The sequence below is a fragment of the Sphingomonas echinoides ATCC 14820 genome (assembly GCF_000241465.1).
Classification (GTDB): Bacteria; Pseudomonadota; Alphaproteobacteria; order Sphingomonadales; family Sphingomonadaceae; genus Sphingomonas; species Sphingomonas echinoides.
The window spans coordinates 3,579,077-3,605,043 of sequence record NZ_JH584235.1 but is presented as its reverse complement, the minus strand read 5'-3'; the positions used below and the strand labels follow the sequence as shown (position 1 = coordinate 3,605,043).

The 25,967-nt window shown below is 64.6% G+C and carries 18 protein-coding genes and 1 pseudogene; 11 read left to right on the top strand and 8 right to left on the bottom strand.

Features of this window, described 5'->3' with window-relative positions; all coding sequences use genetic code 11:
• Positions 1–57 precede the first annotated feature (57 nt).
• Positions 58–3,051 (bottom strand): bifunctional proline dehydrogenase/L-glutamate gamma-semialdehyde dehydrogenase PutA, encoded by a 2,994-nt coding sequence (gene putA / locus ON00_RS16680; RefSeq protein ID WP_010407741.1) that lies wholly within the window; start codon positions 3,049–3,051, stop codon positions 58–60.
• Positions 3,052–3,173: 122 nt separating this feature from the next.
• On the opposite strand from putA, the gene ON00_RS16675 reads away from it, so the two are divergent.
• From ON00_RS16675 to ON00_RS20290, 3 genes are all read left to right on the top strand, one after another.
• Positions 3,174–3,608, top strand: a complete 435-nt coding sequence (locus ON00_RS16675) for a MaoC family dehydratase (RefSeq protein WP_010407739.1) — start codon at positions 3,174–3,176, stop codon at positions 3,606–3,608.
• A 127-nt stretch (positions 3,609–3,735) separates the two neighbouring features.
• A complete protein-coding gene (locus ON00_RS16670; RefSeq protein WP_010407737.1) occupies positions 3,736–4,914 on the top strand; it encodes an acetyl-CoA C-acyltransferase in 1,179 nt (392 codons plus the stop codon).
• A 178-nt stretch (positions 4,915–5,092) separates the two neighbouring features.
• Positions 5,093–5,956, top strand: a complete 864-nt coding sequence (locus ON00_RS20290) for a DUF4238 domain-containing protein (RefSeq protein WP_083834133.1) — start codon at positions 5,093–5,095, stop codon at positions 5,954–5,956.
• 68 nt (positions 5,957–6,024) lie between these two features.
• On the opposite strand, the gene ON00_RS16665 is transcribed toward ON00_RS20290, so the two are convergent.
• Complete coding sequence (locus ON00_RS16665; RefSeq protein ID WP_010407736.1) at positions 6,025–7,257, bottom strand: polyhydroxyalkanoate depolymerase; 1,233 nt, start codon at positions 7,255–7,257, stop codon at positions 6,025–6,027.
• Between the two features lie 148 nt (positions 7,258–7,405).
• On the opposite strand from ON00_RS16665, the gene ON00_RS16660 reads away from it, so the two are divergent.
• Entirely contained in the window at positions 7,406–9,193 is a 1,788-nt protein-coding gene (locus tag ON00_RS16660) for an ABC transporter transmembrane domain-containing protein (RefSeq protein ID WP_010407734.1), read from the top strand.
• 258 nt (positions 9,194–9,451) lie between these two features.
• A complete protein-coding gene (locus ON00_RS16655; RefSeq protein ID WP_010407732.1) occupies positions 9,452–10,606 on the top strand; it encodes a saccharopine dehydrogenase family protein in 1,155 nt (384 codons plus the stop codon).
• 113 nt (positions 10,607–10,719) lie between these two features.
• Here ON00_RS16655 and ON00_RS16650 read toward each other — a convergent pair whose 3' ends face one another.
• The 6 genes and pseudogenes from ON00_RS16650 to ON00_RS16630 form a co-directional block, all read right to left on the bottom strand.
• The gene (locus ON00_RS16650) at positions 10,720–11,532 is read right to left on the bottom strand and encodes a MerR family transcriptional regulator (RefSeq protein WP_010407730.1); all 813 of its coding nucleotides are present in this window, start codon (positions 11,530–11,532) and stop codon (positions 10,720–10,722) included.
• A 183-nt stretch (positions 11,533–11,715) separates the two neighbouring features.
• The gene (locus ON00_RS21070) at positions 11,716–12,057 is read right to left on the bottom strand and encodes a hypothetical protein (protein ID WP_211207137.1); all 342 of its coding nucleotides are present in this window, start codon (positions 12,055–12,057) and stop codon (positions 11,716–11,718) included.
• A gap of 93 nt (positions 12,058–12,150) precedes the next feature.
• Positions 12,151–14,357: pseudogene (locus tag ON00_RS16645) on the bottom strand (ribonuclease R family protein).
• A gap of 83 nt (positions 14,358–14,440) precedes the next feature.
• Entirely contained in the window at positions 14,441–17,260 is a 2,820-nt protein-coding gene (locus ON00_RS16640; protein ID WP_010407728.1) for a TonB-dependent receptor, read from the bottom strand.
• Between the two features lie 220 nt (positions 17,261–17,480).
• A complete protein-coding gene (locus ON00_RS16635) occupies positions 17,481–18,548 on the bottom strand; it encodes an acyl-CoA dehydrogenase family protein (RefSeq protein WP_029623020.1) in 1,068 nt (355 codons plus the stop codon).
• Positions 18,549–18,656: 108 nt separating this feature from the next.
• Positions 18,657–19,874 carry an acyl-CoA dehydrogenase family protein gene (locus ON00_RS16630; protein WP_010407723.1) on the bottom strand — a complete coding sequence of 406 codons (1,218 nt, stop codon included), beginning with the start codon at positions 19,872–19,874 and terminating at the stop codon, positions 18,657–18,659.
• 230 nt (positions 19,875–20,104) lie between these two features.
• Here ON00_RS16630 and ON00_RS16625 point away from each other — a divergent pair, with 230 nt between their 5' ends.
• The 6 genes from ON00_RS16625 (at position 20,105) to ON00_RS16600 (ending at position 25,958) form a co-directional block, all read left to right on the top strand.
• Positions 20,105–20,800, top strand: a complete 696-nt coding sequence (locus ON00_RS16625) for a glutathione binding-like protein (protein WP_010407721.1) — start codon at positions 20,105–20,107, stop codon at positions 20,798–20,800.
• A gap of 108 nt (positions 20,801–20,908) precedes the next feature.
• Positions 20,909–22,435 carry a class I adenylate-forming enzyme family protein gene (locus tag ON00_RS16620; RefSeq protein WP_010407719.1) on the top strand — a complete coding sequence of 509 codons (1,527 nt, stop codon included), beginning with the start codon at positions 20,909–20,911 and terminating at the stop codon, positions 22,433–22,435.
• On the top strand, positions 22,432–23,208 hold the full coding sequence (locus tag ON00_RS16615; RefSeq protein WP_010407717.1) for a thioesterase family protein: 777 nt from the start codon (positions 22,432–22,434) through the stop codon (positions 23,206–23,208). The genes ON00_RS16620 and ON00_RS16615 overlap by 4 nt, the downstream gene beginning before the upstream one ends.
• Before the next feature lie 135 nt (positions 23,209–23,343).
• Positions 23,344–23,790 carry an EF-hand domain-containing protein gene (locus ON00_RS16610; protein ID WP_010407715.1) on the top strand — a complete coding sequence of 149 codons (447 nt, stop codon included), beginning with the start codon at positions 23,344–23,346 and terminating at the stop codon, positions 23,788–23,790.
• A gap of 88 nt (positions 23,791–23,878) precedes the next feature.
• Positions 23,879–24,598, top strand: coding sequence for a response regulator (locus ON00_RS16605; protein ID WP_029623019.1), 720 nt, complete (start codon positions 23,879–23,881; stop codon positions 24,596–24,598).
• Between the two features lie 46 nt (positions 24,599–24,644).
• Entirely contained in the window at positions 24,645–25,958 is a 1,314-nt protein-coding gene (locus ON00_RS16600; protein WP_010407711.1) for a sensor histidine kinase, read from the top strand.
• Positions 25,959–25,967: the final 9 nt, after the last annotated feature.

Sequence of the window (25,967 nt, the reverse complement as noted above, 5' to 3'; positions counted from 1 at the left end):
CCACCCCTCAATCCCCTCCCTTCCAGGGAGGGGAGGCACCAGCAATCTCCGGCGCGTCTAAATCCCGCCCTCGTCAAGGCTCAGCAGCGTCGCATTGCCGCCTGCGCTGGTCGTGTCGACCGACACCGCGCGCTCGACCACGAAGCGGTGGAGATAGTTGGGGCCGCCGGCCTTGGGGCCCGTGCCCGACAGCCCTTCCCCGCCGAACGGCTGCGAGCCGACCACCGCGCCGATCATCGAGCGGTTGACGTAGAGATTACCGACCTCCGCCAGCGCTTCGGTTTCCTCGGCGGCGCGCGCGATGCGGCTGTGCAGCCCCATGGTCAGGCCATAGCCCTTGGCATTCACGCTACGGATCGTTTCGGCGAGCTTGCCCGACGGCCAGGTGACGACATGCAGGATCGGTCCGAACCATTCGGCGGTGAGGTCCTCGATCCGCGCCAGCCGGATCAGCGTCGGCGGCACGAACAGCCCTTCGGCCGGCGCGTCCAGCGTCTTCAGCACGGTCGCCCTTGCGCGATAGGCCATGAGTTTGTCATAAGCCGCCTGGTCGATCACCGGGCCGACATCGGTCGCGGGATCGCCGGGATCGCCGAGGCGCAGCGTGTCCATCGCGCCCTTCAGCATTGCGATCGTCGTCTCGGCGATTTCCTCCTGCAGCAGCAACAGCCGCAGCGCCGAGCACCGCTGCCCGGCCGAGCGGAAGGCCGAGGTGACCACGTCCGCCACGACCTGTTCGGGCAAAGCGGTCGAATCGACGATCATCGCGTTGATCCCGCCGGTCTCCGCGATCAGCGGGACGATCGGGCGCGTATCGTCTTCCAGCAGCGAGCGTGCGATTTTCCGCGCGGTGGCGGTGGAGCCGGTAAAGGCGACGCCCGCAATGCGCGGATCGGCGGTCAGCGCCGCGCCCACCTCGGGCCCGCCCGGCAGCAGGATCAGCGCATCGCTCGGCACACCCGCCTGATGCGCCAGTGCCACCGCGCGTGCGGCGATGCGCGGCGTCTGCGGCGCGGGCTTGGCGACGACGGTATTGCCCGTCACCAAAGCGGCGACGGTCTGGCCGAGGAAAATCGCCAGCGGGAAGTTCCACGGCGCAATCGTCGCCCACACCCCGCGCCCGGCATAGCGCAGCACGTTGCGCTCGCCCGTTGGTCCGGGGAGTTCGACCGGCTGCAGGCCATCGCGCGCGGCTCGCGCGTAATAGCGACAGAAATCGACCGCCTCGCGCACCTCTCCGAGCGCATCCGGGATCGTTTTGAACGCCTCCGAGACGCAAATCGCCATCAATTCGTCGCGATGCGCCTCCAACAGATCGGCCAGCCGCTCCACGATCGCGCAGCGATCCTCAATCGACCGCCCCGCCCATGCGGGGAAGGCCGCGGCGGCAGCACCAACGGCCTTTTTCGCCTCTTCCTTCGTGCCTTTGTGGCTTTGTGCGAGATCATCTTTTTGCTCGCACAAAGACACAAAGCCACGAAGAGAAGACACCGTCTCGCCCAAGGTCGTACGATCCGCGAGGTCGACCCCGGCGGAATTCCTGCGCTCCGCGCCGAACAGGTCGACCGGCAACGGAATGCTCGGGTGCCGCGCACCGCCGACGGCCGCGATCTTCGCCACCGGGTCGGCCAGAATCTCCGCCTCGGTCAGCCGTTCATCCGCCAGTTGATGCACGAACGACGAATTCGCGCCATTCTCCAGCAAGCGCCGCACCAGATAGGCCAGAAGATCGCGATGCCCGCCGACCGGCGCATAAACGCGGCAATGATAGCCATGCTCGCGCACCAGCCGCTCATACAGCCCGTCGCCCATGCCGTGCAGCCGCTGGAACTCAAAGTCGCGCGCATTGCCCGCCCATTCCATGATCGTCGCCACCGTCAGCGCATTGTGGCTGGCAAAGGCCGGGCGAATGTTGGGCGCGTCGAGCATGTCCCGCGCCACCGCCAGATACGACACGTCGGTCGCCGCCTTGCGCGTGAACAAGGGATAATCGGACAGCCCCTCGACTTGCGCGCGCTTGATCTCGCTGTCCCAATAAGCGCCCTTCACCAGCCGCACGTTCATGATGCGGTCGAGCGCGCCCGCCCACGCCACCACCGGCCGCGCGCGCTTGCCATAAGCCTGCACCGCCATGCCGAAACCGTCCCAGCCCTTCAGGCTCGGCAGCGCGGCGACCGTGCCGATAATGTCGAGGCTCATTTCCAGCCGCTCGCTCTCCTCGGCATCGACCGTCAGCGCGATGCCCTTGCCCGCCGCCTGCACGGCCAGCGCCTCGAGCATCTCCGTCAGCGCGGGCACGCATTCATCCCAGCGCGCCACTTCATAGCGCGGGTGCAGCGCCGACAGCTTGACCGAGATCGAATGCCCCGCCGCCGGATCGCGCCCGACGGCATCCACTGCATCGGTATAAGCGCGGAAATAGCGCTGTGCATCGTCATGCGTCCGCGCCGCCTCGCCCAGCATGTCGAAGCTCGCGGTAAAGCCCCTATGCTCGGGCTTCTTCATCCGCTTCATCGCTTCGTCGATGGTGCGGCCCATCACGAAAATCTCGCCCATCATCCGCATCGCCGCGCCCACCGCCTGGCGCACGAACGGCTCGCCTGCGCGGGCGATCAGGCGGCGCAGCGAACTTTGCGCCTGCCCCTCCCCCACCAAAGCGCGGCCAACCACCAGCCCCCAGGTCGCCGAATTGACCAAAGTCGAGTTGGATTTGCCGGTGTGCGCGCGCCAGTCGGCATCGCCCAGCTTGTCGGCGATCAGCAGATCGGCGGTCTCGGGGTCGGGCACGCGCAGGAACGCCTCGGCCAGCGACAGCAAAGCGACGCCCTCCGACGAATTGAGCCGATATTCCTGCAGGAACTGGTTGACCCAGCCCTTCCCCTGCGCCGCGCGCAGGTCCGCGAGCAGCCCCAAAGCATGGCCCATCACCCGTTCGCGCGACTCGGGGGTGAGCGCGGCACGGTCCAGGAGCGGCTTTAGAACATCGGGTTCGCTCGCTCTGTGCAAAGTGCCCATGGATTTGCGGGCGGTGGACGCTACGTCAAAGGTCATGTTCCGGTTTCCGGTCGGTGTGAGGCTTGCGCGCAGGCACTGCGGATGCCATTTGCTTGGCCGCGCCTATGCGACGAAATCAGCTTCAGGGGAATGCCGTGACGAGCGTTACAGTCCAGGAAATGGCAGGCCGGATCGGCACCGAACAGGTGTCCGACTGGGTCGAGGTCAGCCAGGAAGTGATCGACAAGTTCGCCGATGCGACTGGCGACCACCAGTTCATCCACGTCAACCCACAGATGGCGGCAATGACGCCGTTCGGCGGCACCATCGCGCACGGCTTCCTCACGCTGTCGCTGATGCCGCTGCTGTCGTCTAAGATCATCGACGGCGTCGAGATCGAAGGCGTCAAGATGGGCGTCAATTACGGGGGCAACAAGGTCCGCTTCCTCCAGCCCGTCCGCTCGGGCAAGCGCGTGCGCGGCCGCTTCAAGCTCTTGAGCTTCGACGAAAAGCGCCCCGGCCAGTGGCAGCAGACCAACGAATTCACGGTCGAGATCGAAGGCGAGGACAAGCCCGCGATGATCGCCGAATGGATCAGCCAGATTTTCGTGTGATGTAACCGATTTTCCCCTCCCGCCTGCGGGAGGGATTAGGGGAGGGCAATTCCGACGCTCTCCCCACGCCCTCCCCCAGCCCCTCCCGCAAGCGGGAGGGGAGGAAGAAGCAGAAGGAAGAAACCCCATGCGTTCCGCCGTCATCGTTTCCACCGCCCGCACCCCGATTGGCCGCGCTTACCGCGGTGCCTTCAACAACACCCCCGCGCCCACGCTCGCGGCACATTCGATCCGCGCTGCGGTCGAGCGCGCCGGGATCGAGGGCGGCCTGGTCGATGACCTCGTCTTCGGCTGCGCGCTGCAGCAGGGCCATCAGGGCGGCAACATCGCGCGCAACGCGCTGCTGCGCGCGGGCCTGCCGGTCAGCGTCCCCGGCATGTCGGTCGATCGCCAGTGCGCCAGCGGCCTGATGGCGATCGCCACCGCCGCCAAGCAGATCATTACCGACAATATGGACATCACCGTCGGCGGCGGTGTGGAGAGCATCAGCCTCGTCCAGACCCCGCAAATGCGCGTCGCCGCCGATCCTGAGCTGATCGCGATGCACAAGGATGTCTATATGACGATGCTCGGCACCGCCGAGACCGTCGCCAAGCGCTACAATATCAGCCGCGACGTGTGCGACGAATACGCCCTCCAGTCGCAGCAGCGCACCGCCGCCGCGCAGGCCGCGGGCTATTACGATGCCGAGATCATCCCGGTCACCGCCAATATGGCGATCACCAACAAGGAGACCAAAGAGGTCACCTATAAGGACGTGACGCTGACCAAGGACGAAGGCAACCGCCCTGAGACCACGCTGGAGGGCCTGAAGGCGCTGCAGCCGGTGATGGGCCCGGGCATGAACGTGACGGCGGGCAACGCCTCGCAGCTGTCGGACGGATCTTCCGCCTCGGTACTGATGGAGGAAAAGGTCGCCGAGAAGCGCGGGCTGCAGCCGCTTGGCCGCTATGTCGGCATGGCGGTGGCGGGCACCGAGCCCGACGAAATGGGCATCGGCCCGGTCTTCGCCATCCCCAAGCTGCTCGAACGCTTCAACCTGAAGATGGATGATATCGGCCTGTGGGAGCTGAACGAAGCGTTTGCGGTGCAGGTGCTGTATTGCCGCGACCAGCTCGGCATCCCCAACGACCTGCTCAACGTCAGCGGCGGCGCGATCTCGATCGGCCACCCCTATGGCATGACCGGCGCCCGCGCGACCGGCCACGCGCTGATCGAAGGCAAGCGCCGCGGCGCGAAATACGTCGTCGTGACGATGTGCATCGGCGGCGGCCAGGGGGCGGCTGGGTTGTTCGAGGTGCTGTGAGCGCTCAGCGCTGAGGTAGGGTTAGGAGAGGCGGCGTCGGGCAACCGGCGCCGCTTTTTTTGCTTGAGGGATAAGCAACCGTTCTTCTAGTGGGTTTAGCTGGGATTGTTTACCTTGAACATTGCGGCTCTTGGTGACCAGTGCATATTATATTAAGCTCTCACTTTTGAGGTGATTTATTCGTCACCATTACATTCCACAATTCTATTTAAAGCGCTGGGCAGGACAAGATCAGCGCCTAGAGCGCTATACACGCCCCACCCCAAACAAGATAACCGTTAGGCGATCGTTTCCGAGCGAGACGGGGTTTGAGGTAAATCTCTACAAATCTCCAGCAGAAAAATCAAAATCCCCTCAGTGGTTTGAAACAGAATTCTTACAGCATTTAGATAATCATACTGCCTTAGTATTCGAAAAGTTAAATGCCTCTCCACCCCTCAATTTAGATGAGGAAGAGCATTCCATCCTAAGTGTTTTCGTTCGCAGCATGACTTACCGATCCCCGGAGATGCTAGCAGCCCTGAAAAATAGCGGAGCGCGAGAGTGGCAAAAAGTTGTCGATAGCATCGAAGGGATATATGATACGATAAAATCGTCCAAAGACCCTAAAACCTACAAAGACTTCATCGAAAGTGTAAATGCAAAAAATATAGAGAGTTCAGTTATAAATATTTTTCCACGATTATTTACGAGCGAAAAGGTCGGACAAGTATTAAATAATCTTCCAAAGCGATTAATTGACACACCAGATCACACTCCGGAATTTCTTATATCGGATGACCCACTAATCCGAACAAACGGAATATTAGTCGAAAATGGGCATTTTGCCTTACCAATATCACCAAGACGGCTACTCGTAATGGCTTGGAAAACAAAAACTCTCGACGTGATCTCCCAACAAAGCCCGACAGAACTTGTCACGAATGTGAATCGATGGATCGTTGAAAGTGCCAGACACTTCGTCGGAGCGCGCGATCGGTCGCAAGACCGCTTTATTCGCAACCGTTTTGGCAGCGACCCTAAACCACCGATTTCGCGGTAGATTGGAAAGTTGACACATCGTACGCGGCTAGTCTCTCAATACTAGCCCATATCGCACTTTCAGCCCCCTCACCCGTGCGTCTTCATCCACTCCTCAACCACCGGGGCCACCTTCGTCCGCCATTTGGAGCCGTTGAAGATGCCGTAATGCCCGGCGCCCTCGGCCATGTAATAGCGCTTTTTGTCTTCGCTCAGGCTGGTCGAAATCTTCAGCGCGGCCTTGGTCTGGCCCAGGCCTGAAATATCGTCTCGCTCGCCCTCGATCGCCAGGATCGCGATGTCGGTGATCGCGGCGGGGTCGACCAGGCGGCCGCGGTGCGTCATCGTGCCCTTGGGCAGCGCATGATCCTGGAACACCACGTCGATCGTCTGCAGGTAGAATTCGGCGGTCATGTCGCAGACCGAGCGATATTCCTCGTAGAAATCCTTGGTCGCCTCGGCTTCCAGATCCTCGCCCTGCACCAGATGTTTGAACATCTCGTAATGCGACATCATGTGGTTGCCGAGGTTCATCGACATGAAGCCGGCGAGCTGCAGGAAACCGGGATAAACGCGGCGCCCCGCGCCCGGATAGGTGCCGGGGATCGTCGCGATCACATTCTGGCTGAACCAGCTATGCGGCCGCTCGGTCGCCAGCGTGTTGACCGCGGTCGGCGCTTCGCGCGTGTCGATCGGGCCGCCCATCATCGTCAGCGTCTTGGGGCGCGCCGGGTTGTTGTCGGCGCTCATCACGCAGGCGGCGGCGTAGCATGGCACCGATGGCTGGCACACCGCCAGCATGTGCGTGCCGCCCTGCCCGTCATTGCTGCCGATCGTTTCCAGAAATTCGATCAGATAGTCGACATAATCGTCGAGGTCGAACTTGCCGTCGGACAGCGGCACCAGCTTCGCATCGCGCCAGTCGGTGATGTAGACGTCCGCCACCGGCAGCATCCGCTCCACCGTGCCGCGCAGCAGGGTTGCGTAATGGCCCGACATCGGCGCGACGATCAGCAGCTTGGGGCCGCCGTCGACGCCCTGGCGCTTGAAGTGCAGCAATTGCCCAAAGGCTTTGCGCAGCACGATCTCTTCGTGGATCTCGACCGTCTTGCCGTCGATCGTGGTGAAATCGAGCCCGAAGGCGGGCTTGCCGCGCGGTGCGGCGGCGTGCGCGAACACCTCCAGCGCGGAGCTGAGGATCTGCCCCCCGCCGAAATAGGAAAAGGGATTGGCCGGGTTGCTCAGCACCCCTGCGCTGAAGTCGGCCATCGCGCTGGCACCGGCCAGCAACGATTTCTGCATCTCATAGGCGTTGTACAACATACCGGACTTTCTAGCAGCGAAATCTCATCATAGCATCAAACTTATGCCGCACCGCCGCATTCGGCAATCCTCGCTTTAAGGTGAACGTTTCGACGGTGATCAGTATCCACGTTGAGGGCCAGCCCGGTCCCTGCTAGGCGGATGGACCATGGCAGACCCCCAAAGCGCGCTCCCCAGCGAACCGACCCAACGCAAGCTCAGCAGTCTGGCCATGGTGTGGCGCTATGCCAGCCGGTATCCGGTGCAATTGACGATCGCGCTGTGTGCGCTGTTCGTCACTTCGGCCACGACGATCTATATTCCGTGGACGTTCAAGTCGGTGATCGACCGCGGTTTTTCGCACGGCAGCGATATGGCGCATGTCGACCGCACTTTCTATTTGCTGTTCGCGGTCGTGCTGGTGCTGGGCATCGCCACCGCGATCCGATTCTATTTCGTGTCGTGGCTGGGCGAACGCACCGTCGCCGACGTGCGCATCGCGGTGCAGAACAATCTGCTTAACCTTACGCCGCGCTGGTTCGAGGAGAACCGCCCGTCCGAAATCGCTTCGCGCCTTACCGCCGATACCGGCCAGATCGAAATGGCGGTCGGCACCACCGTGTCGGTCGCGCTGCGCAATGCCATTACCGGGATTGGCGGGATTGTATCGCTGTTCGTGCTTGCGCCGAAGCTGGCGGGGATGATCCTGATCGGTATTCCGCTCACGCTGTTGCCGATCATTCTGCTCGGGCGGCGGCTGCGGACGCATTCACGCACCAGCCAGGACCGCATCGCCGACATTGGCGCAATGGCGGTCGAGGTGTTCTCGGCGATGAAGATCGTCCAGGCGTTCGGGCAGGAACGCCGCGAGGCGCAGCGCTTTGCCGATGCCGTGACGCGCAGCTTCGCCGCCGCCAAGCGCCGCATTTTCCTGCGGGCCTTGCTGACGGCGCTGTTCATCACGTTGATCTTCGGCGCGATCACCTTGCTGTTGTGGAGCACCGTCGCCGATGTCGCGGCGGGGCGGCTGTCGGCGGGGTCGCTCACCGCGTTTCTGGCGACCTCGGTGCTGGTCAGCGGCGCGTTCGGGTCGCTGAGCGAGGTCTATGGCGATTTGCTACGCGCCTCTGGCGCGGCCGAGCGGCTGGCCGAATTGCTGGACGAGAGGCCGGAAATCGCTGCGCCCGCCAAACCCATCACGCTGCCGCAGCCGCCGCGCGGGACGATCGAGTTCGATCATGTCGAATTCCGCTACCCCACCCGGCCCGATGTGGCGGCGCTGCACGATTTCTCGCTGTCGGTCGCGCCGGGCGAGACGGTCGCGATCGTCGGCCCTTCGGGCGCGGGCAAGACCACGTTGTTCCAGCTGATCCAGCGCTTCTATGATCCCTCGACCGGCGCAGTGAAGATCGACGGCGTCGACCTGCGCACCGCCGACCCCGCAGAAGTGCGCGCGCGCATCGCGATGGTGCCGCAGGAGACGGTGATCTTCGGCGCCACGGCCCGCGACAATCTCCGCTATGGCCGCTGGGACGCGCGCGACGACGAGCTGTGGGCCGCCGCCGAGGCTGCCAATGCCGCCGAATTCCTGCGCAAATTGCCCGAGGGGCTCGACACCTTCCTCGGCGAAGGCGGCGCGCGGCTGTCGGGCGGTCAACGCCAGCGCGTCGCGATTGCGCGCGCGCTGCTGCGCGACGCCCCGATCCTGCTGCTCGACGAAGCCACCAGCGCGCTCGACGCCGAGAGCGAACGCCTGGTCCAGGAGGCGCTCGAACGGCTGATGGCCGAGCGCACCACGCTCGTCATCGCGCACCGCCTCGCCACCGTCCGCGCCGCCGAACGCATCATCGTGATGAGCGACGGCCGCATCGTCGAACAAGGCACGCACGGCACGCTGGTCGACCAAAACGGCCTCTACGCCCGCCTCGCCAGCCTGCAATTCAGCGAAGCCGCCTAACCTCCCGCGCAGCGGCCCAATCCCGCCAGCAGCACGCGCGCACGGCCCGCACCACGCGCGCCCTTCTCCGCGTCTCCGCGCCTCCGCGTGAACCACCCTTCTTTTGTTCGCGCGGAGACGCGGAGACGCGGAGAGAAGAGAGAAGGCCCCTTCTCCCCTCCCGCTTGCGGGAGGGGAGAAGGGAGGGCATGATCCAGCCAAACCGCACGGAGCGCCGGCCCCTGCCCGACCGCTCCCGCCAAGCGGGAGGGGAGAGACATGCGCGATTTTGACATTATCGTTTTCGGGGCGACCGGCTTTACCGGCCGTCTGGTCGCCGAATATCTCGCGCACAGCGGCGCGCCGCGCTGGGCGATGGCGGGGCGCTCCGCCGCCAAGCTGGCCGAAGTGCGCGATCTGATCGGCGCGCCCGCCGACACGCCGCTCCTCACCGCCGATTCCGAAAACCCCGCCAGCCTGCGCGCGCTGTGCGAACGCACCCAGGTCGTGCTCACCACCGTCGGCCCGTACCAGCTCTATGGCAGCGATCTCGTCGCCGCCTGCGCCGAAACGGGCACCGCTTATGTCGATCTGTGCGGCGAACCCGCCTGGATGCGCCACATGATCGACGCGCATCACGCCACCGCGCAGCGCAGCGGCGCGCGCATCGTCTTTTCCTGCGGCTTCGATTCGATCCCGTTCGATCTCGGCGTGTTGACGCTGCAGGAAGCCGCCCGCGCCAAGTTCGGCGCGCCGATGCCGCGCGTGAAAGGCCGCGTGCGGAAGATGCAGGGCGGCTTTTCGGGTGGCACCGCCGCCAGCCTGAAGGCAACGCTCGCCGCCGCCGCCAAGAACCCCTCGATCCTCGGCCTGCTCGCCAACCCGTTCGCGCTCACGCCGGGCTTTACCGGCCCGCATCAGCCGACCGGGCTGATCCCCGAATATGACCGCACGATCGCGGCATGGGTCGCGCCCTTCATCATGGCACCGATCAACACCAAGAACGTCCACCGCACCAACTTCCTTCTGGGCGAACGCTTCGGCGCCGACTTCGTCTATGACGAGATGATGGTCGCCCCCGGCCTTGGCGACATGGGCAAGGCCGCCGCCGAAGCGATCGCGCGGATCAACCCGCTCGCCAGCGCACACGGCCCCAAGCCCGGCGAAGGCCCCTCCAAGGAAGAGCGCGACGCCGGTTTCTACGATCTGCTGTTCATCGGCGAAGGTGCCAAGGGCGAACGCATCGATTGCGTCGTCACCGGCGACAAGGACCCGGGCTACGGATCGACCAGCAAGATGATCGCCGAAACCGCGCGCTGCCTGGTCGAGGATGTGCGCGGAGACGGCGGCATCTGGACACCCGGCGCGCTGATGGGGACAGTGCTGGCGGACCGGCTACAGGCGAAAGCGGGGCTGACCTTCCGCTGCGGGTAAAGCTCGTCCACTCCGCTCCCCGTTCGCCCTGAGCCTGTCGAAGGGCCCCTCTCCCCCAAGAGCCACGCTCCCGAGGAGAGGGGGCTTCGACACGCTCAGCCCGAACGGAAGGTTTACCCCCGCGCCTGCACAAAGGCAGGCACCGGCCCGATATCCTTGCCCGCCGCGCGCGCGACGGCGGCGGCCTGGTTGATAAAGTCCCACACCTGCTTGCTGAAACCGGCGTCGGCCTTGCCCTCCCACGCGCCCATATCGGCATAGAGCCGCGCCGAGCCTTCCCACATTGCCGGGGTGGCAACGCGGCTGAACGGTTCGAGCAAGGTGAACCACTCGCGCACGAACGCCAGCGCCGCATCGCTCGCTGGGTCGAGCGGCAAGGCCGCCTCGATCCGGTCACTCAGCGCCCGCCACTGCGCCAGATAATCCGGGGTCGAGACTTGCGGAGCCGCCCCCATTTGCGCGTGCCACTCCGCCTGTTCTTCGGGCGTGTAATAGCGGTCGATCACGTCCTTCCACGCTTTTGCCTGATCATTCATGACTGTATCTCCATCGCGGATCAGCGAGCAAAGTGTCGCGGCATCGAGCGGCTCGCCTCGGTTGATGCGGGACAGTGCGGAATCGATCAGGGTGATGGCGTCGCCAATCTCCTGCGCCTGGACGGCCAGCCGCTCGCGTTGCGCGCTCAGCAAAGCGGCCAGGTCGATCGGTTTGCGATCGAACAGCCGCTTGATGTCGCCCAGGCTGAGCCCGGCTTTCTTGAGCGCGACGATGCGATGCACCCGCTCCAGCTCGGCCGGCCCGAACCAGCGACGGCCCGACTGGGTGCGCAGCGGCGAAACCAGCCCGCGCGCCTCATAAAAGCGCAGCGCCCGCGCGGTCAGGCCGGTGCGGCGGACCACTTCATCAATGGCAAACGACTCATCCATGCCGCCCTTATGCCGGTTGACCTTGGGTCAACTTCAAGGGGTGTTTTGGGCGGGGAGGCAGTTTTTTGGTGGTGGCGATCTACGGCCCAGTGGCATCCGTGCTTGGAACGCATCCAATGTTTAGAGACGGCGACCTTCTCTCGACAGCGCAAACGGAAAAGGAGGTAGTGCGAACGCCGCTGATCAACGCTGATTTTTCTTAAACGACGGCAGCTTCGAGCAATCTTCGCCGCTCGTCTCGTCAAACGCCGTATCCGAGATCGATGCGCCGATCCACGTATTCGCCGTCATGTCTGGGCTTGTTAGGAGGCTACGTACCTCTGACACGCGAGCGAGCCTCACGATGTCGTTCGCGAGGGACGAAGATGGTCGCACAATGATCGATTCATAGCGATTGATAACAATTCCTCGCCTATCGAGACCACTGACTCGGCGAAAACACACACCCGTCGAATCCGAGACCTTTGCAAGAGAATCGGACCCGAAAATTGAACAGGCCACAACCAAGAGAATGAGCTTGCGCATGATGTGACCCTAACCGTTCAAACAACTTCCGCTAATAGTCGTGTCCCATGCCTGCTTGGTGCGCAGATCGATTAGATAAGCAGTTTTAACATCCTACCGCTTCTTCCCCTGATGCCGGATGTTCGCCGGTCGCCCGCGCCGCTTGATTACGCGCGCTGGCCCCTTGCCGCGCGGTTCGCGCTCGGGGGCGGCCCCGCGCCCCTCGACCATCTCGAAGCGCAGCGCCCCCGACACCGGGTTGGCCTCGGCTAGCCGCAGCGGCAGCTTCTGCCCGCTCGCGAAGACCGTGCCGCTATGCTCGCCCACCAGCGTGCGGCTCGCCTCGTCGAAGCGGAAATATTCGCCGCCCAGGTCCCGCACCGGCATCAACCCGTCGCCGCCAATCCCCTCGACCGTGGCGAAAAAGCCGAAATTGGTGACGCCGGTGATGCGCGTCTCCAGCACTTCGCCGACCTTTTCGCTCAGGAAAGCCGCGACATAGCGGTCGATCGTGTCGCGCTCGGCCTCCATCGCGCGGCGTTCGAGCATCGAGATGCTCTCGCCGATCCGCTCCATCGTCGCGGCTTCGCCCTCGGTCAGCCCGCCGGGGCCAAGGTCATATGCGGCGACCAGCGAGCGGTGCACGATGAGATCGGCATAGCGCCGGATCGGCGAGGTGAAGTGGCCATAACTGCCCAGCGCCAGCCCGAAATGCCCCATATTGGCCGGCGCATAATAGGCCTGGGTCTGGGTGCGCAGCACTTGCTCCATGATCTGCGGGCGCGCGTCGCTGTCGATCACTTTGTCGAGGATCTGGTTGAAGGTCTTGGGCCGCACCACCTGGCCGAGCGCGAACTCGATGCCATAGGTCTTGAGATAGTCCTTCAGCGCGACCAGCTTCTCGCGGCTCGGCTGTTCGTGGACGCGGTACATCACCGGCGCCTTCTTCGCCTCCAGCGCCTTGGCCGCGGCGACATTGGCGGCGATCATATAATCCTCGATCAACTTATGCGCATCGAGCCGCTCGCGCGGCGCGACCGACAGGATGCGCCCCTTCTCGTCGAGCACCACGCGGCGTTCGGGCAAATCGAGGTCGAGCGGCGCGCGCGCGGCGCGGGCCTTGGACAGCGCCTTCCAGCAGCCCCACAGCGGGAGGGGAGCATTGCCGCATCCACCATCGCCTGCGCATCTTCATAAGCGAGGTTCGCCGCGATCCGCACCACCGCTCGGGTGAAGCGCCACGATTTCAGCGCGCCGCCCTTGCTCACCTGCAAATGGCAGACAAGCGCCGCGCGATCGACGCCTTCCTTCAGCGAGCACATCTCCGCCGACAGGCTTTCGGGCAGCATCGGCACCACCCGGTCGGGGAAATAGACGCTGTTGCCGCGCCGCCGCGCCTCGCGGTCGAGGCTCGATCCGGGGCGGACATAGAAGGACACATCGGCAATCGCGACGATCGCCTTCCAGCCGCCGTCATTGGCCGGGTCGTCATCGGGCGCGGCCCACACCGCATCGTCATGGTCGCGCGCATCGGCCGGGTCGATCGCGACGATCGGCAGATGGCGGAGGTCTTCTCGCTTGTCGCCCAGCGGCTGCGCCGCCACGCGCACCGCTTCCTCCAGCGTCTCCGCCGAAAACACATCCGGAATCCCCAGCTTGTGAATCGCGATCAGCGAGAAGCTGCGCGGCGCGAACGGGTCGCCCAGCACTTGTGTGACCCGAACGGTAATGCGCGGCGGGCGCCCGGCTTTCTCGGCCAGCACCAGATCGCCGACCTGCGCTTCCCCCGCATCGGACACCTGGAATTCGCGGCGTTCCTTCTTCTCCACGCCCTGCAGCCACAAGGTGGAACCCTCTTGCCGCAGCACGCCAAGCACCAGTTCCTCGCCCTTGGGCAGCGTCTTCATCGGGTGCGCGATCCAGCCCTTGCCCGCTTCCTCGGTGCGCGCGAGGATGCGGTCGCCCACCCCCAGCGCGCCCTGCTTGCGCTCGCGCACGCGCAGCTTCGGCGCGGGCGTCTCCGCTTCCCAGCGTTCGGGCACGGCCCAGGCGGTTCCGCTATCGTCGACATCGGCAATGCGCAGCACGGTCACCTTGGGCAGCCCGCCAAGCTTGTGGAAGGCGCGGCCGGGGGCGCTGTCGATCAGCCCCTCATCGGCCATGTCCTTCAGCAGCGCCTTCAGCAGGATCTTGTCCTGCGCGGTCAGCCCGAAGGCGCGCGCGATCTCGCGCTTGCCCGCCGGGGTCGGCGAGGCGGAGATGAAATCGAGGATCTGCTCGCGGGTCGGCAGGCCGGGCGTGCGCTGTATCGGTTTGGGCATCGGTCTAGCGATACGCTACGCGCGCCCAAACGGCAAAGGGCCCGCCACCGTGCACGGTGACGGGCCCTTCGCCGGGGTGGGGCTCAGAACTTGCCGCGCAGCGTCACGCCATAGGTGCGCGGTTCGGCAAGAAAGGCGGAAATCGTCTGGTTGGCGGTGCCACCAAAGGCCTGGACGTTGGCGACGCTGCCCGATCCCTGGAAGGGCGTGCTGAACGCGACCTGCTCATATTGCGTATTGGTCACATTCTGCGCCCACAGTTCGATCGCCCATTGCTCCTTGGGACCACGGATGCCGACACGAGCGTTGACCGTGGTGAAGCCGTCCTGCTTCTTTTCCGGGAACAGGTCGGAGCCGGTATTGTAATCGCTGGTGGTGCGCTGATCGACATAGATCAGCCCCGACAGGCCCGAACTGCCCAAACGCGGCGTCCAGGCGATGCTGCTGGTCACGACATTGCGCGGCGCGTTGGACAAGGCCTGTCCCGGCAGCAGGAACAAGGCGGGATCGAGCGGAGCGCCGGTGTTGCGCCCGACCAGATTGTTGCGGAACTTGGTATCGGCCAGCGTATAGCCGGCGGTGAAGGCGACGTTGCGGGTCGGGTAGATCGCCGCCTCGACTTCCACGCCGCGCGTCCGCACGCCGGGCCGGACATTGTTGGGATCGCACGCCCCGCTCGATGCCGATGCATCGCGGTCCGCGCCCGCCAGATCGGTCGAGCAGGAGTCGATATTCTGCACCAGGAAGACCGAGCCGTTGAAGGTGTTGAGCTGGAAGTCCTTAAAGTCCTGCTGAAAGGCGGCGACGTTCAGGTTGAAGCGGCGGCTGGTATATTTCACACCCACTTCATAAGCATCGACCTTCTCGGCATCGAATTGCAGGTTCGCGGTGCCAAAGCCAGCGCCGCGCCCGCCAAACTGGCGCGGATCGGTCGGCGAGAAGATCGGCTGGCCCAATGCCGAGCGATCGAGGTTGAAGCCGCCCGCCTTATAGCCGCGCGAATAGCTGGCATAGGTCAGCACACCCGTGGTCGGCTTCCAGGAGAGCACCGCCGTGCCGGTGAACTCGCCTTCTTTGCGCTTGTCGCTGAGTTTCAGCGCATTGAGCGCCGAGCTGGAATTGCCCTGGCAAGTCAAGTTGACGACGCCCGCCGCCAGCGATTGCAACGAGGCCGGCAGCGGCGTCGCGCCCCCGGTCAGATAGGGCGCGAAGAACGCCTGCTGCGTCGGGCAGGCGGTGTTTGTATTGGTGAAATCGGCGCGGAACGTCTTTTCTTCATGCGTGTAGCGCAGGCCCAGCGTCAGATCGAGCGTCGGGGTGATGTGCACGATATTGTGCGTGAAGAACGCAAAGTTGCGGCTGCGCTGATAGTAATTGGCGTTGTTGTCGCCGACATTGTTGACCGTGCTGAGCGTGTTGAGCCCGTTGATGAAGATCGGTGCCGCCGCGCCAAATGCCCCGGTCAACGTGGCGATACCGGTGGGGCTGAGACAGCCCGGTGCGCTGGGGTTGCGCAACACCGCAGCGGCGTTGATCGTCGCGACCAGGCGGCACGCGGCAAACGCGCCATATTGCGAGCCGAATTTGAGGTTGTCGCGAACCGTCAGATCTTCATTGGAGAAATAGCCGCCGACGAGCCAGTCGAGCCGGTCCTTGAACAGCGATCCCTGCAGGCGAAGCTCTTGCGAAAACGTCTTGAACTGGCGGAAGGAATTGCCGTCCGCGGCACGGTACAGCAAATCGATGTTGCTGTAATCGACGTCGCCGGGGGCCTCCGCCTTATATTCGCGGTACGCGGTGATTGAGGTCACCGCGATGTCCCCGATCTTCCAGTTGATTTCACCCGAGATGCCGCCATCGGTGGTCTTGCCGCGGAAGCTGCGGCCCGGCGTATCGGAAGTCAGGCGGTTATAGGGCGTCATGTTCGCCGGATACACGCCGCCCGGAAACACCCCGCCCATGCTGGTCATCACGTCGGTGATGCGGTTGGTCCGGCTGGCATAATCATGTTCGGGATTGGTCCCCGCCGCGCCCGGCGTCGGATCATAGGTTTCGACCGTCGAAACATAGACGGCGGCGCAGCAGGATTCGACGCGGTGCGTATAATCGCCGATCAACCGCACCGACAGGTCGGCAGTGGGTTGATACAGCAACTGCCCGCGCACGAAGTAGCGATCGCGATTGTTGAGCCGCTGGCCCGTCACCGCATCCGTGTAGAAACCGTCGCGCTTTGAATAGACGCCATCGAGCCGCGCGGCGATCGTTTCGGTGATCGGGCCCGTGACGCTGCCCGAGGCGCGCACCGCATTGTAATTGCCATAGGTCAGCTCGCCATTGGCCCCGAAGGTAAAGCTCGGCTGCTTGGTGATGATGTTGAGCAAACCCGCGCTGGCATTGCGCCCGAACAGCGTCCCCTGCGGACCGCGCAGCACTTCGATCCGGTCGATCTCGCCCAGATCGTTGAGACCGGCCCCGGTGCGGCTGCGATAGACGCCGTCGATAAAGGTCGCGACCGAGCTTTCCAGGCCGGGATTGTCGCCCACCGTGCCGATGCCGCGAATGCGCGCCGAACCGTTCGCCTCCGATCCGGTCGACGACACCAGCAAGGACGGTGCGAGCTGGTTGAGCTGGCGGATGTCGTTGGCGCCCGAATTGGACAGCGACGCCGACGATACCGCCGACACTGCAAGCGGCACGTCCGACAGCAGCGAATTGCGGCGGGTCGCCGTCACGATGATATCGCGGGTCGGTTCGTCGGTCGCCTCGGCCGCCGCCGGAGCCTTTGCGGCTCCCGGCGGCGACGACGGCACCCCGGCTGCAGGCGCGGTCTGCGCCGACGCTGGCATGGCGATCCCAAGCGCGAGCGCGGACATGGCACATGCAGACAACAAGGCGTTCGTCATATCTCTCTCCCCGAAGGGCCGGAACGCTAATCGGCTCCGTACCCTATCATCGAATTTAATCGAGAACGGGGCCGCGTCAAGCGCGGAAACGCCGCAAATGGCGGCACAGCTATAGGAGTTTTACGGACTTGCGATAAAAATGACACGGCCGAGGTGGCCAGAACGGACCTTCGAAAAGGGTGCATTCATGGTGCACTAGCGAAGAGCGATACGATCCCGATCAATATCCGTTCAGTCGGGCAAAGCGCTCCCGGTGGAACGCAGCATTGCCCCACATCGTCTCCAAAATGCGCGCACGCTTGATGTAGAAGCCCGCATCATGCTCATCGGTCATGCCGATGCCGCCATGCAGCTGGATCATTTCCCGGCTGACAAGGTGCAGCGTGTCGCCCGCCACCGCTTTGGCGAGGCTGACCGCCTGGTCGACGTCCGACCGTCCGGCATCGATCGCCTCGAGCGCGCCTTCAACGACCGAGCGCATCAGCTCAAGCTCGGTGAACATCTTGGCCATACGATGCTGCAGCGCCTGAAACGTCGAGAGCACTTGCCCGAATTGCACGCGCGTCTTCAGATAATCGTTGGTGGTGGTGAAGGCTTGCTCGGCCAGGCCGAGCATTTCGGCGCACACCGCCGCCGTCGCGCGATCGACCACGCGCGCGGTCAACCCGATATCGCCGAGCCGTTCGGCGGGCGCGTCAGCAAAGGTGACCTGCGCATGGCTGCGTGAATCCGTCATATGGCGTGGCGAGCGCGTCACGCCGACATCGCCGGCAACCAGGTACAGTCCATCCTCGGCGGCCACCACGAAAACGCCCGCGCTATCGCCTTCGGCGACGAACGCCTTGGTGCCGCTCAGCCGGCCGTCGACCACCTTGGTCGCGATTTTGGCCGGATCGTGCACCGGCCCCTCATCGACCGCGAGCGTGGCGACCACTTCGCCGCTGGCGATGCGCGGCAACCACGCAGCTTTCGCCGTCTCGGATTCGCCCAAAACGATCGCGCTCGCCGCCGCCGACGTCGCCGCCAGCGGCGATGCCGCGAGATTGCGGCCAAGTTGTTCCAGCACCAGGCCGAGCGAGAGATAGCCAAAGGCGGTGCCGCCAAACGCCTCGGGGATCACGATGCCCGCCACGCCCATTTCGGACAGTGCCTGCCACGCCGCCGGGTCATACCCCTCGGCGGGGGCCGCCGCGCGCATCTTGCGGAAGGCGGTTACGGGCGATTCATTGTCAGACCATTCGCGCACCATGTCTCGGAGCATCGTCTGTTCTTCGTTGAGTACGGCCATGTCGCGGTCCCCGTTCTGTGATGGGTGAAACGGGGGAGGATGGCTTCAGCCATCCTTCACCCCGCCCCTCTCCGGCTCGCCGCGCGTGTCGCGGCAGCCTATCTCAAATTACTGGTGGTCGAGCATCCCGAGGATGCGCTTGGAAATCACGTTGTTCTGGATCTCGGTCGATCCGCCATAGATCGACACCGCCTTGCCCCACAGCCAGGTGCGCGTCTGGGTCAGTTCGTCCTCGCTGAACCCCTCGCCCTCCCAGCCGAGCCCGGCCATGCCCATGATCTCGATCGACAGCTCGGCGCGCTCCTGCGTGATGCGCGCGCCGACATTCTTCATGATCGAAGTCGCTGCCGATGGCCCCTGGTTCGACTTCGCCTCCAGTGCGGCACGGCGCAGCGTCAGCGCGAAAGCGCGGCTGTCCATCTCATGCCGCACGATGCGCATCCGCAAATCGCTGTCGGGGACGCGACCGTGTTCGTCCGCGCCGCGATAGTCCTTGGCGAGCGCGCCTAGCGCCTTGCCCGCGAACAGCCGCGAGGCCCCGCCCCCGCCCGACAGGCTGTTGCGTTCGTGCTGCAGCAAGCGCGTGCCGATTTCCCAGCCCTGGCCTTCACGCCCGACGAGGTTTTCCTTGGGCACCTTCACGTTGGTGAAGAAGGTCTCGCAAAACGGCGACTGCCCCGAAATCATGCGGATCGGCTTCACCTCGACGCCGGGTGCGGTCATGTCGATCAGCAGAAAACTGATGCCGCCGTGCTTTTGCGATTTGTCGGTGCGCACCAGCGCGAAGCATTTGTCGGCCCATTGGCCGCCACTGGTCCAGGTCTTCTGCCCGTTGACGATATAATGGTCGCCCGCATCCTCGGCGAAGGTCTGCACATTGGCGAGATCGGACCCGGCATTGGGTTCGCTATAACCCTGGCACCAGCGCACCTCGCCCTTGGCGATCGCGGGGATATGTTCGTGCTTCTGCGCCTCACTGCCATATTCGAGCAGGGTCGGGCCGAACATCATCACGCCCATCCCGCCAATCGGGTTCCACGCGCCGATCCGCGCCATTTCTTCCTGCAGGATGCGGATTTCGGCCTTGTCCAGCCCACCACCGCCATAGGCCTTGGGCCAGCCGGGAACACCCCAGCCCTTTTCCCCCATCGCCGTCTTCCACGCGATTTCCTCGGCGGAGAGGTCGGTCGGCCCTTCAAGCGCCGACAGCGCATTGTCCTTGCCCTTGAGCGCAGACGGAAAGTTGGCGGCAAGCCAGGCGCGGGCCGTCTGGCGGAACTCGTCAAGCGCCGTCACTGGAGCGTCGAGTTCGGGCGCAGTCGCCATAAAACCTATCCTTGTCGATCGAATCTGAATATTGGGTATGGCATGCGATGCCACAGATTGCCCTTCGTGAAAAGCGGTATTGGCAATGCCGCAAGGCGAATCCGCTCGCTATGCCTGCGCCACCCAGCGCCTCGACACGTCGCAATCCGCCCGCTCATTGTTACCGCGCGCGGTTGCGCAGGCGTAACGGCTCCCCCATCTCCCGCGCACCAACAACAGGAGCTTGGCGCATGATCGACCTGCATTACTGGCCTACGCCAAACGGCCACAAGATCACGCTGTTCCTGGAGGAAGCCGGGGTCGAGTATCGCATCATCCCGGTCAACATCGGCGCGGGCGAGCAATTCCAGCCCGATTTCCTGAAGATCGCCCCCAACAACCGGATGCCCGCGATCGTCGATCATGAACCGGTCGATGGCGGCGAGCCGATCGCCATCTTCGAATCCGGCGCGATCCTGCTGTATCTCGCCGACAAATACGGCGCATTCATCGGCGCGGACTTGCGCAGCCGCACCGAGACGATCCAGTGGCTGATGTGGCAAATGGGCGGCCTAGGCCCGATGCTCGGGCAGAACCACCATTTCAGCGGCTATGCGCCGGAGAAAATTCCCTACGCGATCGATCGCTACGTCAAGGAAACCAATCGTTTGTACGGCGTCCTCGATCGCCGCCTGGCCGACCGCGATTTCATCACCGGAGAATATTCGATCGCCGACATGGCCTGCTACCCCTGGATCGTGCCGCATGAACGCCAGGGCCAGAACCTCGACGACTTTCCCAACGTCAAGCGCTGGTTCGAGGCAATCGCCGCCCGCCCGCACACCATTACCGCTTATGCCAAGGGTGCCGCGATCAGCGAAAACAAGCCGATGACCGAGGAGGCCAAGAAGATCCTGTTCGGCCAGACGGCGAAGGTTCTAGGCTAGCTAATCCTCCCCGTGCCGGGGAGGATTTCGGTTGTTCGAAAAGCGCGTATGGCCTTTCGTCCTCTCATCCTCTAGCGAATCGAACATCGAGACTTGCCGAGACCATTGATGACCGCTGCCGAAATGCTCGCGAGAAACTTTGCCACCCTGCCCGACCTGCTCCGCGCGCACGCCGCGGAACAGCCGGACAAGGTCGCGCTGGCCGAGGCAGGCGGCGAACTCGATTATGCCAGCCTGGACGCGCTGGTGGACCGCATCGCCGATGCGCTTCAGCGCGATGGCGTGCAGCAGGGTGACGCGGTCGCGATCGTCGCCGCCGCCAGCATCGATTATGTCGCGATCTTCCTCGGCGCGCTGCGCGCCGGGTGCCTGGCAACCCCGCTCGCACCCTCTGGCACGCCCGACAGCATCGTGGCGATGATCGCCGATTGTGCTGCCCCCATCACCTTTGTCGATACGGATGCGGCAAATGCGCTCAGCGGCCACCATATTCCCGGCAAGCTCGTCCATCTGAAATCGCTGGGATCCTGGCTCGCTCCGGTTGGCGCACAGCCGACACCGGTCACGATCGCGCCCGAGGATGGCTTCAACATCATCTATTCCTCGGGCACCACCGGCGTGCCCAAAGGCATCGTGCAGAGCCATGCCATGCGCTGGGCACATATCAGCCGCAATGAAGCCGCCGGGTTCGCGAGCGCGGTGACGATGATCGCGACGCCGCTCTATTCCAACACCACCTTGGTCAGCGTGCTACCCACGCTCGGCTGGGGCGGCACCGTGGTGTTGATGAAGAAGTTCGACGCGCGCGGCTATCTGACGCTCGCCGAACGCCACCGCGCGACGCACACCATGCTGGTGCCGGTGCAATATCAGCGGATCATGGCGCTGCCCGATTTCGATCGCTTCGACTTGTCGAGCTTCCGCTTCAAGACCTGCACCTCCGCCCCCTTCCCGGCGGCGCTGAAGGCCGATGTCGTCGCGCGCTGGCCGGGGCTGCTGGTCGAATATTATGGCATGACCGAGGGCGGCGGCACCTGCCTGCTGATCGCCAACGCCTTTCCCGACAAGCTCCACACCGTGGGTCGGCCAGTCGAGGGACATGACGTCCGCCTGATCGACGATGACGGTCGCGAGGTGCCCCAGGGCGAAAGGGGCGAGGTCGTCGGCCGCAGCCCGGCGATGATGACCGCCTATCACGGTCGCAAGGATGCCACCGCCGCCGCCGAATGGTTCGATGCCGATGGCAACCGCTTCATCCGCCACGGCGACATCGGGCGCTTCGATGCGGAGGGGTTTTTGACGCTGCTCGATCGCAAGAAGGACCTGATCATCTCGGGCGGCTTCAATATCTATCCGGCTGATCTAGAAGCGGTGCTGGCGCGCCATCCCGCCGTTGCCGATTGCAGCGTCATCGGCGTGCCGAACGAGACCTGGGGCGAAAGCCCGGTCGGCTTCTACGTCCCGCATAGCGGCATCGACGCCAGCATCGCCGAGATCCTCGAGTGGACCAATGCGCACCTCGGCAAGACGCAGCGTCTGACGGCACTCCACGCGATCGCCGAACTGCCGCGCAGCGCGATCGGCAAGGTGCTCAAACGCGCGCTGCGCGACCGTTTGGCGGAGCACGCGCTGTGACGCCGATCCACCAGATCCTGTCCGCCGCGCACCCGATCGAGGGCGGTTTCCGCGCGGAGATCCCGACCGATTGGCTGCAGGGCCGCACCGCTTATGGCGGCTTGTCGAGCGCGCTGGCGCTGCACGCCGCGCAAACCATCGAGCCCGATCTGCCGCCGCTGCGATCGGCGCAAGTTTCGTTCATCGGGCCGCTTTCGGGCGCGGTCACCGTCACCGCCACCAAATTGCGCCGCGGCCGCACCGCCGCTTTCATCCAGGCCGATATCGTGTCGGAGGCGGGGCTCGGCTATCGCGCGATGTTCGTGTTCATGGCCGAACAGCCTTCGCGCATCGCGCTCAGTGGTGCGCTGCACCGCACGGTCACCCCGCCCGCCGCCGATGCGACGCTCTACACCGGGCCCGACGACTTCTTCACCGGCAATTTCAACTTCCTCGACTTGAAGGATCAGGCACCGGGCGAGGCCGAATGGCTGCGCTGGGCGCGGTTGCGCGATGCGTCGGGGATCGATCCGATGGTTGAGGTGCTGGCGCTGGCCGACGCGCTCCCCCCGGCCGCACTCAAACTGCTCGGCAAACAGCCCGTCCCGCTCAGCTCGGTGACCTGGATCATCAACCTGCTGACGCCCGCCCCCGCCACCCGCGATGGCTGGTGGTTGCTCGCCGCCGAATCGTCCCACGCGGTCAATGGCGGGTCGAGCCAGACGATGATGCTGTGGAACGCCGAGGGCGTCCCCATCGCGCAGGGCATGCAAAGCGTCGTCATTTTCGCATAACCCGCCGCCGCGCTGCGGCTCTGCGACATTTTGCGACACTTTGCCCCCTTTCCCGGGATAGGGATGCGACAGATGTCCCGGCATAACCCGGACACCGACACGCCACCGTCCGGGGCAGCATCAGGAGATCCGCCGATGAAGTTCACCCGCATTCTCACTGCCGCCGCCGTCGCCGCGCTGGCGACCGCCGCTGCCATCGCACAAGGCGGTGGCATGGCGCAGGCCGACACCAATGGCGATGGCATGATCTCCAAGGCCGAAGCCACGGCGCAGGCGAATGCGCGTTTCGACGCGATGGATACCAACAAAGACGGCTTCCTCTCGGCCGACGAGCAGACCGGTCCAGCGGCGCGCCTGCTGAAGCGCGCCGATACCGATGGCGACGGCAAGATTTCGCGCGCCGAATATCTGGCGCAAGCCGACAAGCGTTTCGCGCGCATCGACGCCAATGGCGATGGCCAGATCACCAAGGACGAATTGGCCGCTTGGACCGACCGCGCGCGCAAGGCCGTAACGCAGCGCCGCGACCCTGCGGACGCGATTGCGCCCGCGCCAGCCCCCTCCCCCAATCCGGGCCAATAATCCCCAGGCCCGGCCGCCGGGCGAGCCTGCCCCCCGCTCGCCCGGCACCTTTTTCCAAGTGGATCGCGTCATGCTAAACACCGACACCATGGGGGATACGCCGCATCTCTTGCTGGTTGACGATGAACGCTCGATCCGCGAACCGCTCGCGCAGTTCCTGACACGGCAGGGCTTTCGCGTGACGCAAGCGGGCGATGCCGAGGGCGCGCGCGCGCGGATGACCGCCTATGCCATCGACCTCGTCATTCTCGACATCATGATGCCGGGCGAAGACGGCCTGTCGCTCACCCGGCATATTCGCGAGAGCGGTGAAATCCCCGTCATCCTCCTCACCGCGCGGACCGAGGAGACCGACCGTATCGTCGGCCTCGAAATGGGCGCGGACGATTATGTGGTGAAGCCGTTTTCGCCACGCGAACTGGCGGCGCGGGTCAAGGTGATCCTGCGCCGTGCCGCAGCGGGCGGCGTGCGCCAACATGCCCCCGAGAGCGGGTCGTTCGCCTTTGCCGGATGGGTGCTGAAATCGGGCGAGCGTACGCTGGTCGATCGCGACGGCGTCTCGGTGCCACTGTCGACCGGTGAGTATAATTTGCTGCACGCGCTGGTTACGCGCCCGCGCCAGGTGCTGACCCGCGACCAATTGCTCGATTTGACGCAAGGCCGCGAAGCCGCCGCGTTCGACCGCGCGATCGACAATCAGGTCAGCCGCTTGCGCCGCAAGATCGAAGCCGACCCAAAGGCACCCGACCTGATCAAGACCGTATGGGGCGGTGGCTATACGCTGGCCGCCGAAGTGACCCGGCTGTGACGACGGCGCGCCCTTGAGGCTTCTTCCGCGCAACCTGTCCGGCCAGATGGCGCTGCTGATCGCAGTGGCGCTGTTCCTGGCGCAGGCGATCAATTTTGGCTTGCTGCTGCAGGAACGCCGTCAGGCGCGGCTCGATCAGGCAACGGGCCCAGCCGTCACGCGCATCGTCGATGCCGACGAACGCATTGCGGCGGGCAAGAAAATCGGCGGCGGCGGCTCGTGGAGCCGCACGCGCGTGCTGGCGGCCTCCCCGATCCCGCCCGGGGCGGAGCGGCTGGACGATATCGAACGGGCGTTGCGCGTCGCCCTTACCGATGCCGGGGTCAAGGCCAACCGGATCGAGACGCAGGTGCTGCCGATCTCGCCCAATGATCCGCGCCTCCGCTATGTCAGCCAATCCCGCATCGAACGCCTGCTGCGCGCGGGGGCAGAACTGGTCGTCGCGGTAGAACGCCCCGATGGGCAATGGATTGTGCTCAACATCGGCTGGACCCGCAACGATTCGACGATCCTGTGGCGCTTGTTTGCGCAGACCGCGATCCTCTACGGAGTCGTCCTGGTCCCCTTGCTCTGGGCCGGGCGGCGCATTTCGCGCCCGCTACGCCGCCTGGCCACCGCCGCACGCGACTTCCACCCTAGTACCGCGACCGAACCGATCGTCGAGAGCGGTCCGCAGGACGTGCGCGACGTGATCGTCGCCTTCAATGCGCTGCGGCTGCGCGTAACCGCGATGCTGGAGGAAAAAGATCGCATGCTCGGGGCGATCGGGCACGATCTGCGCACCCCGCTGGCGGCGCTGCGCGTGCGCATCGAGTCGGTCGAGGACGATACCGATCGCGCGAAAATGGCCGATACCATCGCCGAGATGAACCGCACGCTCGACGACATTCTGTCGCTCGCGAGGCTGGGTCGCCCGAGCGAACCGCCGACCGAGGTCGATCTGGCGGCATTGGTCGATGCCGTGGTCGAGGATTTCCGCGATCTTGGCCATTCGGTCGGCTTTGAAGAGGCCGATCGCCTGCAAGTGCGCCTGCGCCCTTCGCCAATGCGGCGCGCGCTGCGCAACCTGATCGAAAATGCGCTGAAATATGGCAAGTCGGCCGAGGTCACCCTCACCGCGACACCGCGCGAAGTGGTGATCGCCGTGTGCGATCGCGGCCCCGGCATCCCCGCCGATCGGCTGGGCGACGTGTTCGAAGCGTTCACTCGGCTCGAAACCTCCCGCAACAAGGAAACCGGCGGCATCGGGCTGGGCCTCGCACTTGCCCGCGCGATCGTGCGCGAGGCAGGCGGCGACATCGCCCTTGAGAATCGCGACGGCGGCGGTCTGATCGCGCGGATTACCTTGGCGCGACACTAACGGCGGGTG

Bases quoted from the DNA above. Each gene is read 5' to 3' on its own strand.
- ON00_RS16605 (WP_029623019.1), top strand. From the start codon at position 23,879: ATGGGGGATACGCCGCATCTCTTGCTGGTTGACGATGAACGCTCGATC.
- ON00_RS21070 (WP_211207137.1), bottom strand. From the start codon at position 12,057: ATGCGCAAGCTCATTCTCTTGGTTGTGGCCTGTTCAATTTTCGGGTCC.
- putA (WP_010407741.1), bottom strand. From the start codon at position 3,051: ATGACCTTTGACGTAGCGTCCACCGCCCGCAAATCCATGGGCACTTTG.
- ON00_RS16640 (WP_010407728.1), bottom strand. From the start codon at position 17,260: ATGACGAACGCCTTGTTGTCTGCATGTGCCATGTCCGCGCTCGCGCTT.
- ON00_RS16650 (WP_010407730.1), bottom strand. From the start codon at position 11,532: ATGGATGAGTCGTTTGCCATTGATGAAGTGGTCCGCCGCACCGGCCTG.
- ON00_RS16625 (WP_010407721.1), top strand. From the start codon at position 20,105: ATGATCGACCTGCATTACTGGCCTACGCCAAACGGCCACAAGATCACG.
- ON00_RS16675 (WP_010407739.1), top strand. From the start codon at position 3,174: ATGGCAGGCCGGATCGGCACCGAACAGGTGTCCGACTGGGTCGAGGTC.
- ON00_RS16610 (WP_010407715.1), top strand. From the start codon at position 23,344: ATGAAGTTCACCCGCATTCTCACTGCCGCCGCCGTCGCCGCGCTGGCG.
- ON00_RS16600 (WP_010407711.1), top strand. From the start codon at position 24,645: ATGGCGCTGCTGATCGCAGTGGCGCTGTTCCTGGCGCAGGCGATCAAT.
- ON00_RS16620 (WP_010407719.1), top strand. From the start codon at position 20,909: ATGACCGCTGCCGAAATGCTCGCGAGAAACTTTGCCACCCTGCCCGAC.
- ON00_RS16635 (WP_029623020.1), bottom strand. From the start codon at position 18,548: ATGGCCGTACTCAACGAAGAACAGACGATGCTCCGAGACATGGTGCGC.
- ON00_RS16630 (WP_010407723.1), bottom strand. From the start codon at position 19,874: ATGGCGACTGCGCCCGAACTCGACGCTCCAGTGACGGCGCTTGACGAG.
- ON00_RS16670 (WP_010407737.1), top strand. From the start codon at position 3,736: ATGCGTTCCGCCGTCATCGTTTCCACCGCCCGCACCCCGATTGGCCGC.
- ON00_RS16665 (WP_010407736.1), bottom strand. From the start codon at position 7,257: ATGTTGTACAACGCCTATGAGATGCAGAAATCGTTGCTGGCCGGTGCC.
- ON00_RS16660 (WP_010407734.1), top strand. From the start codon at position 7,406: ATGGCAGACCCCCAAAGCGCGCTCCCCAGCGAACCGACCCAACGCAAG.
- ON00_RS16655 (WP_010407732.1), top strand. From the start codon at position 9,452: ATGCGCGATTTTGACATTATCGTTTTCGGGGCGACCGGCTTTACCGGC.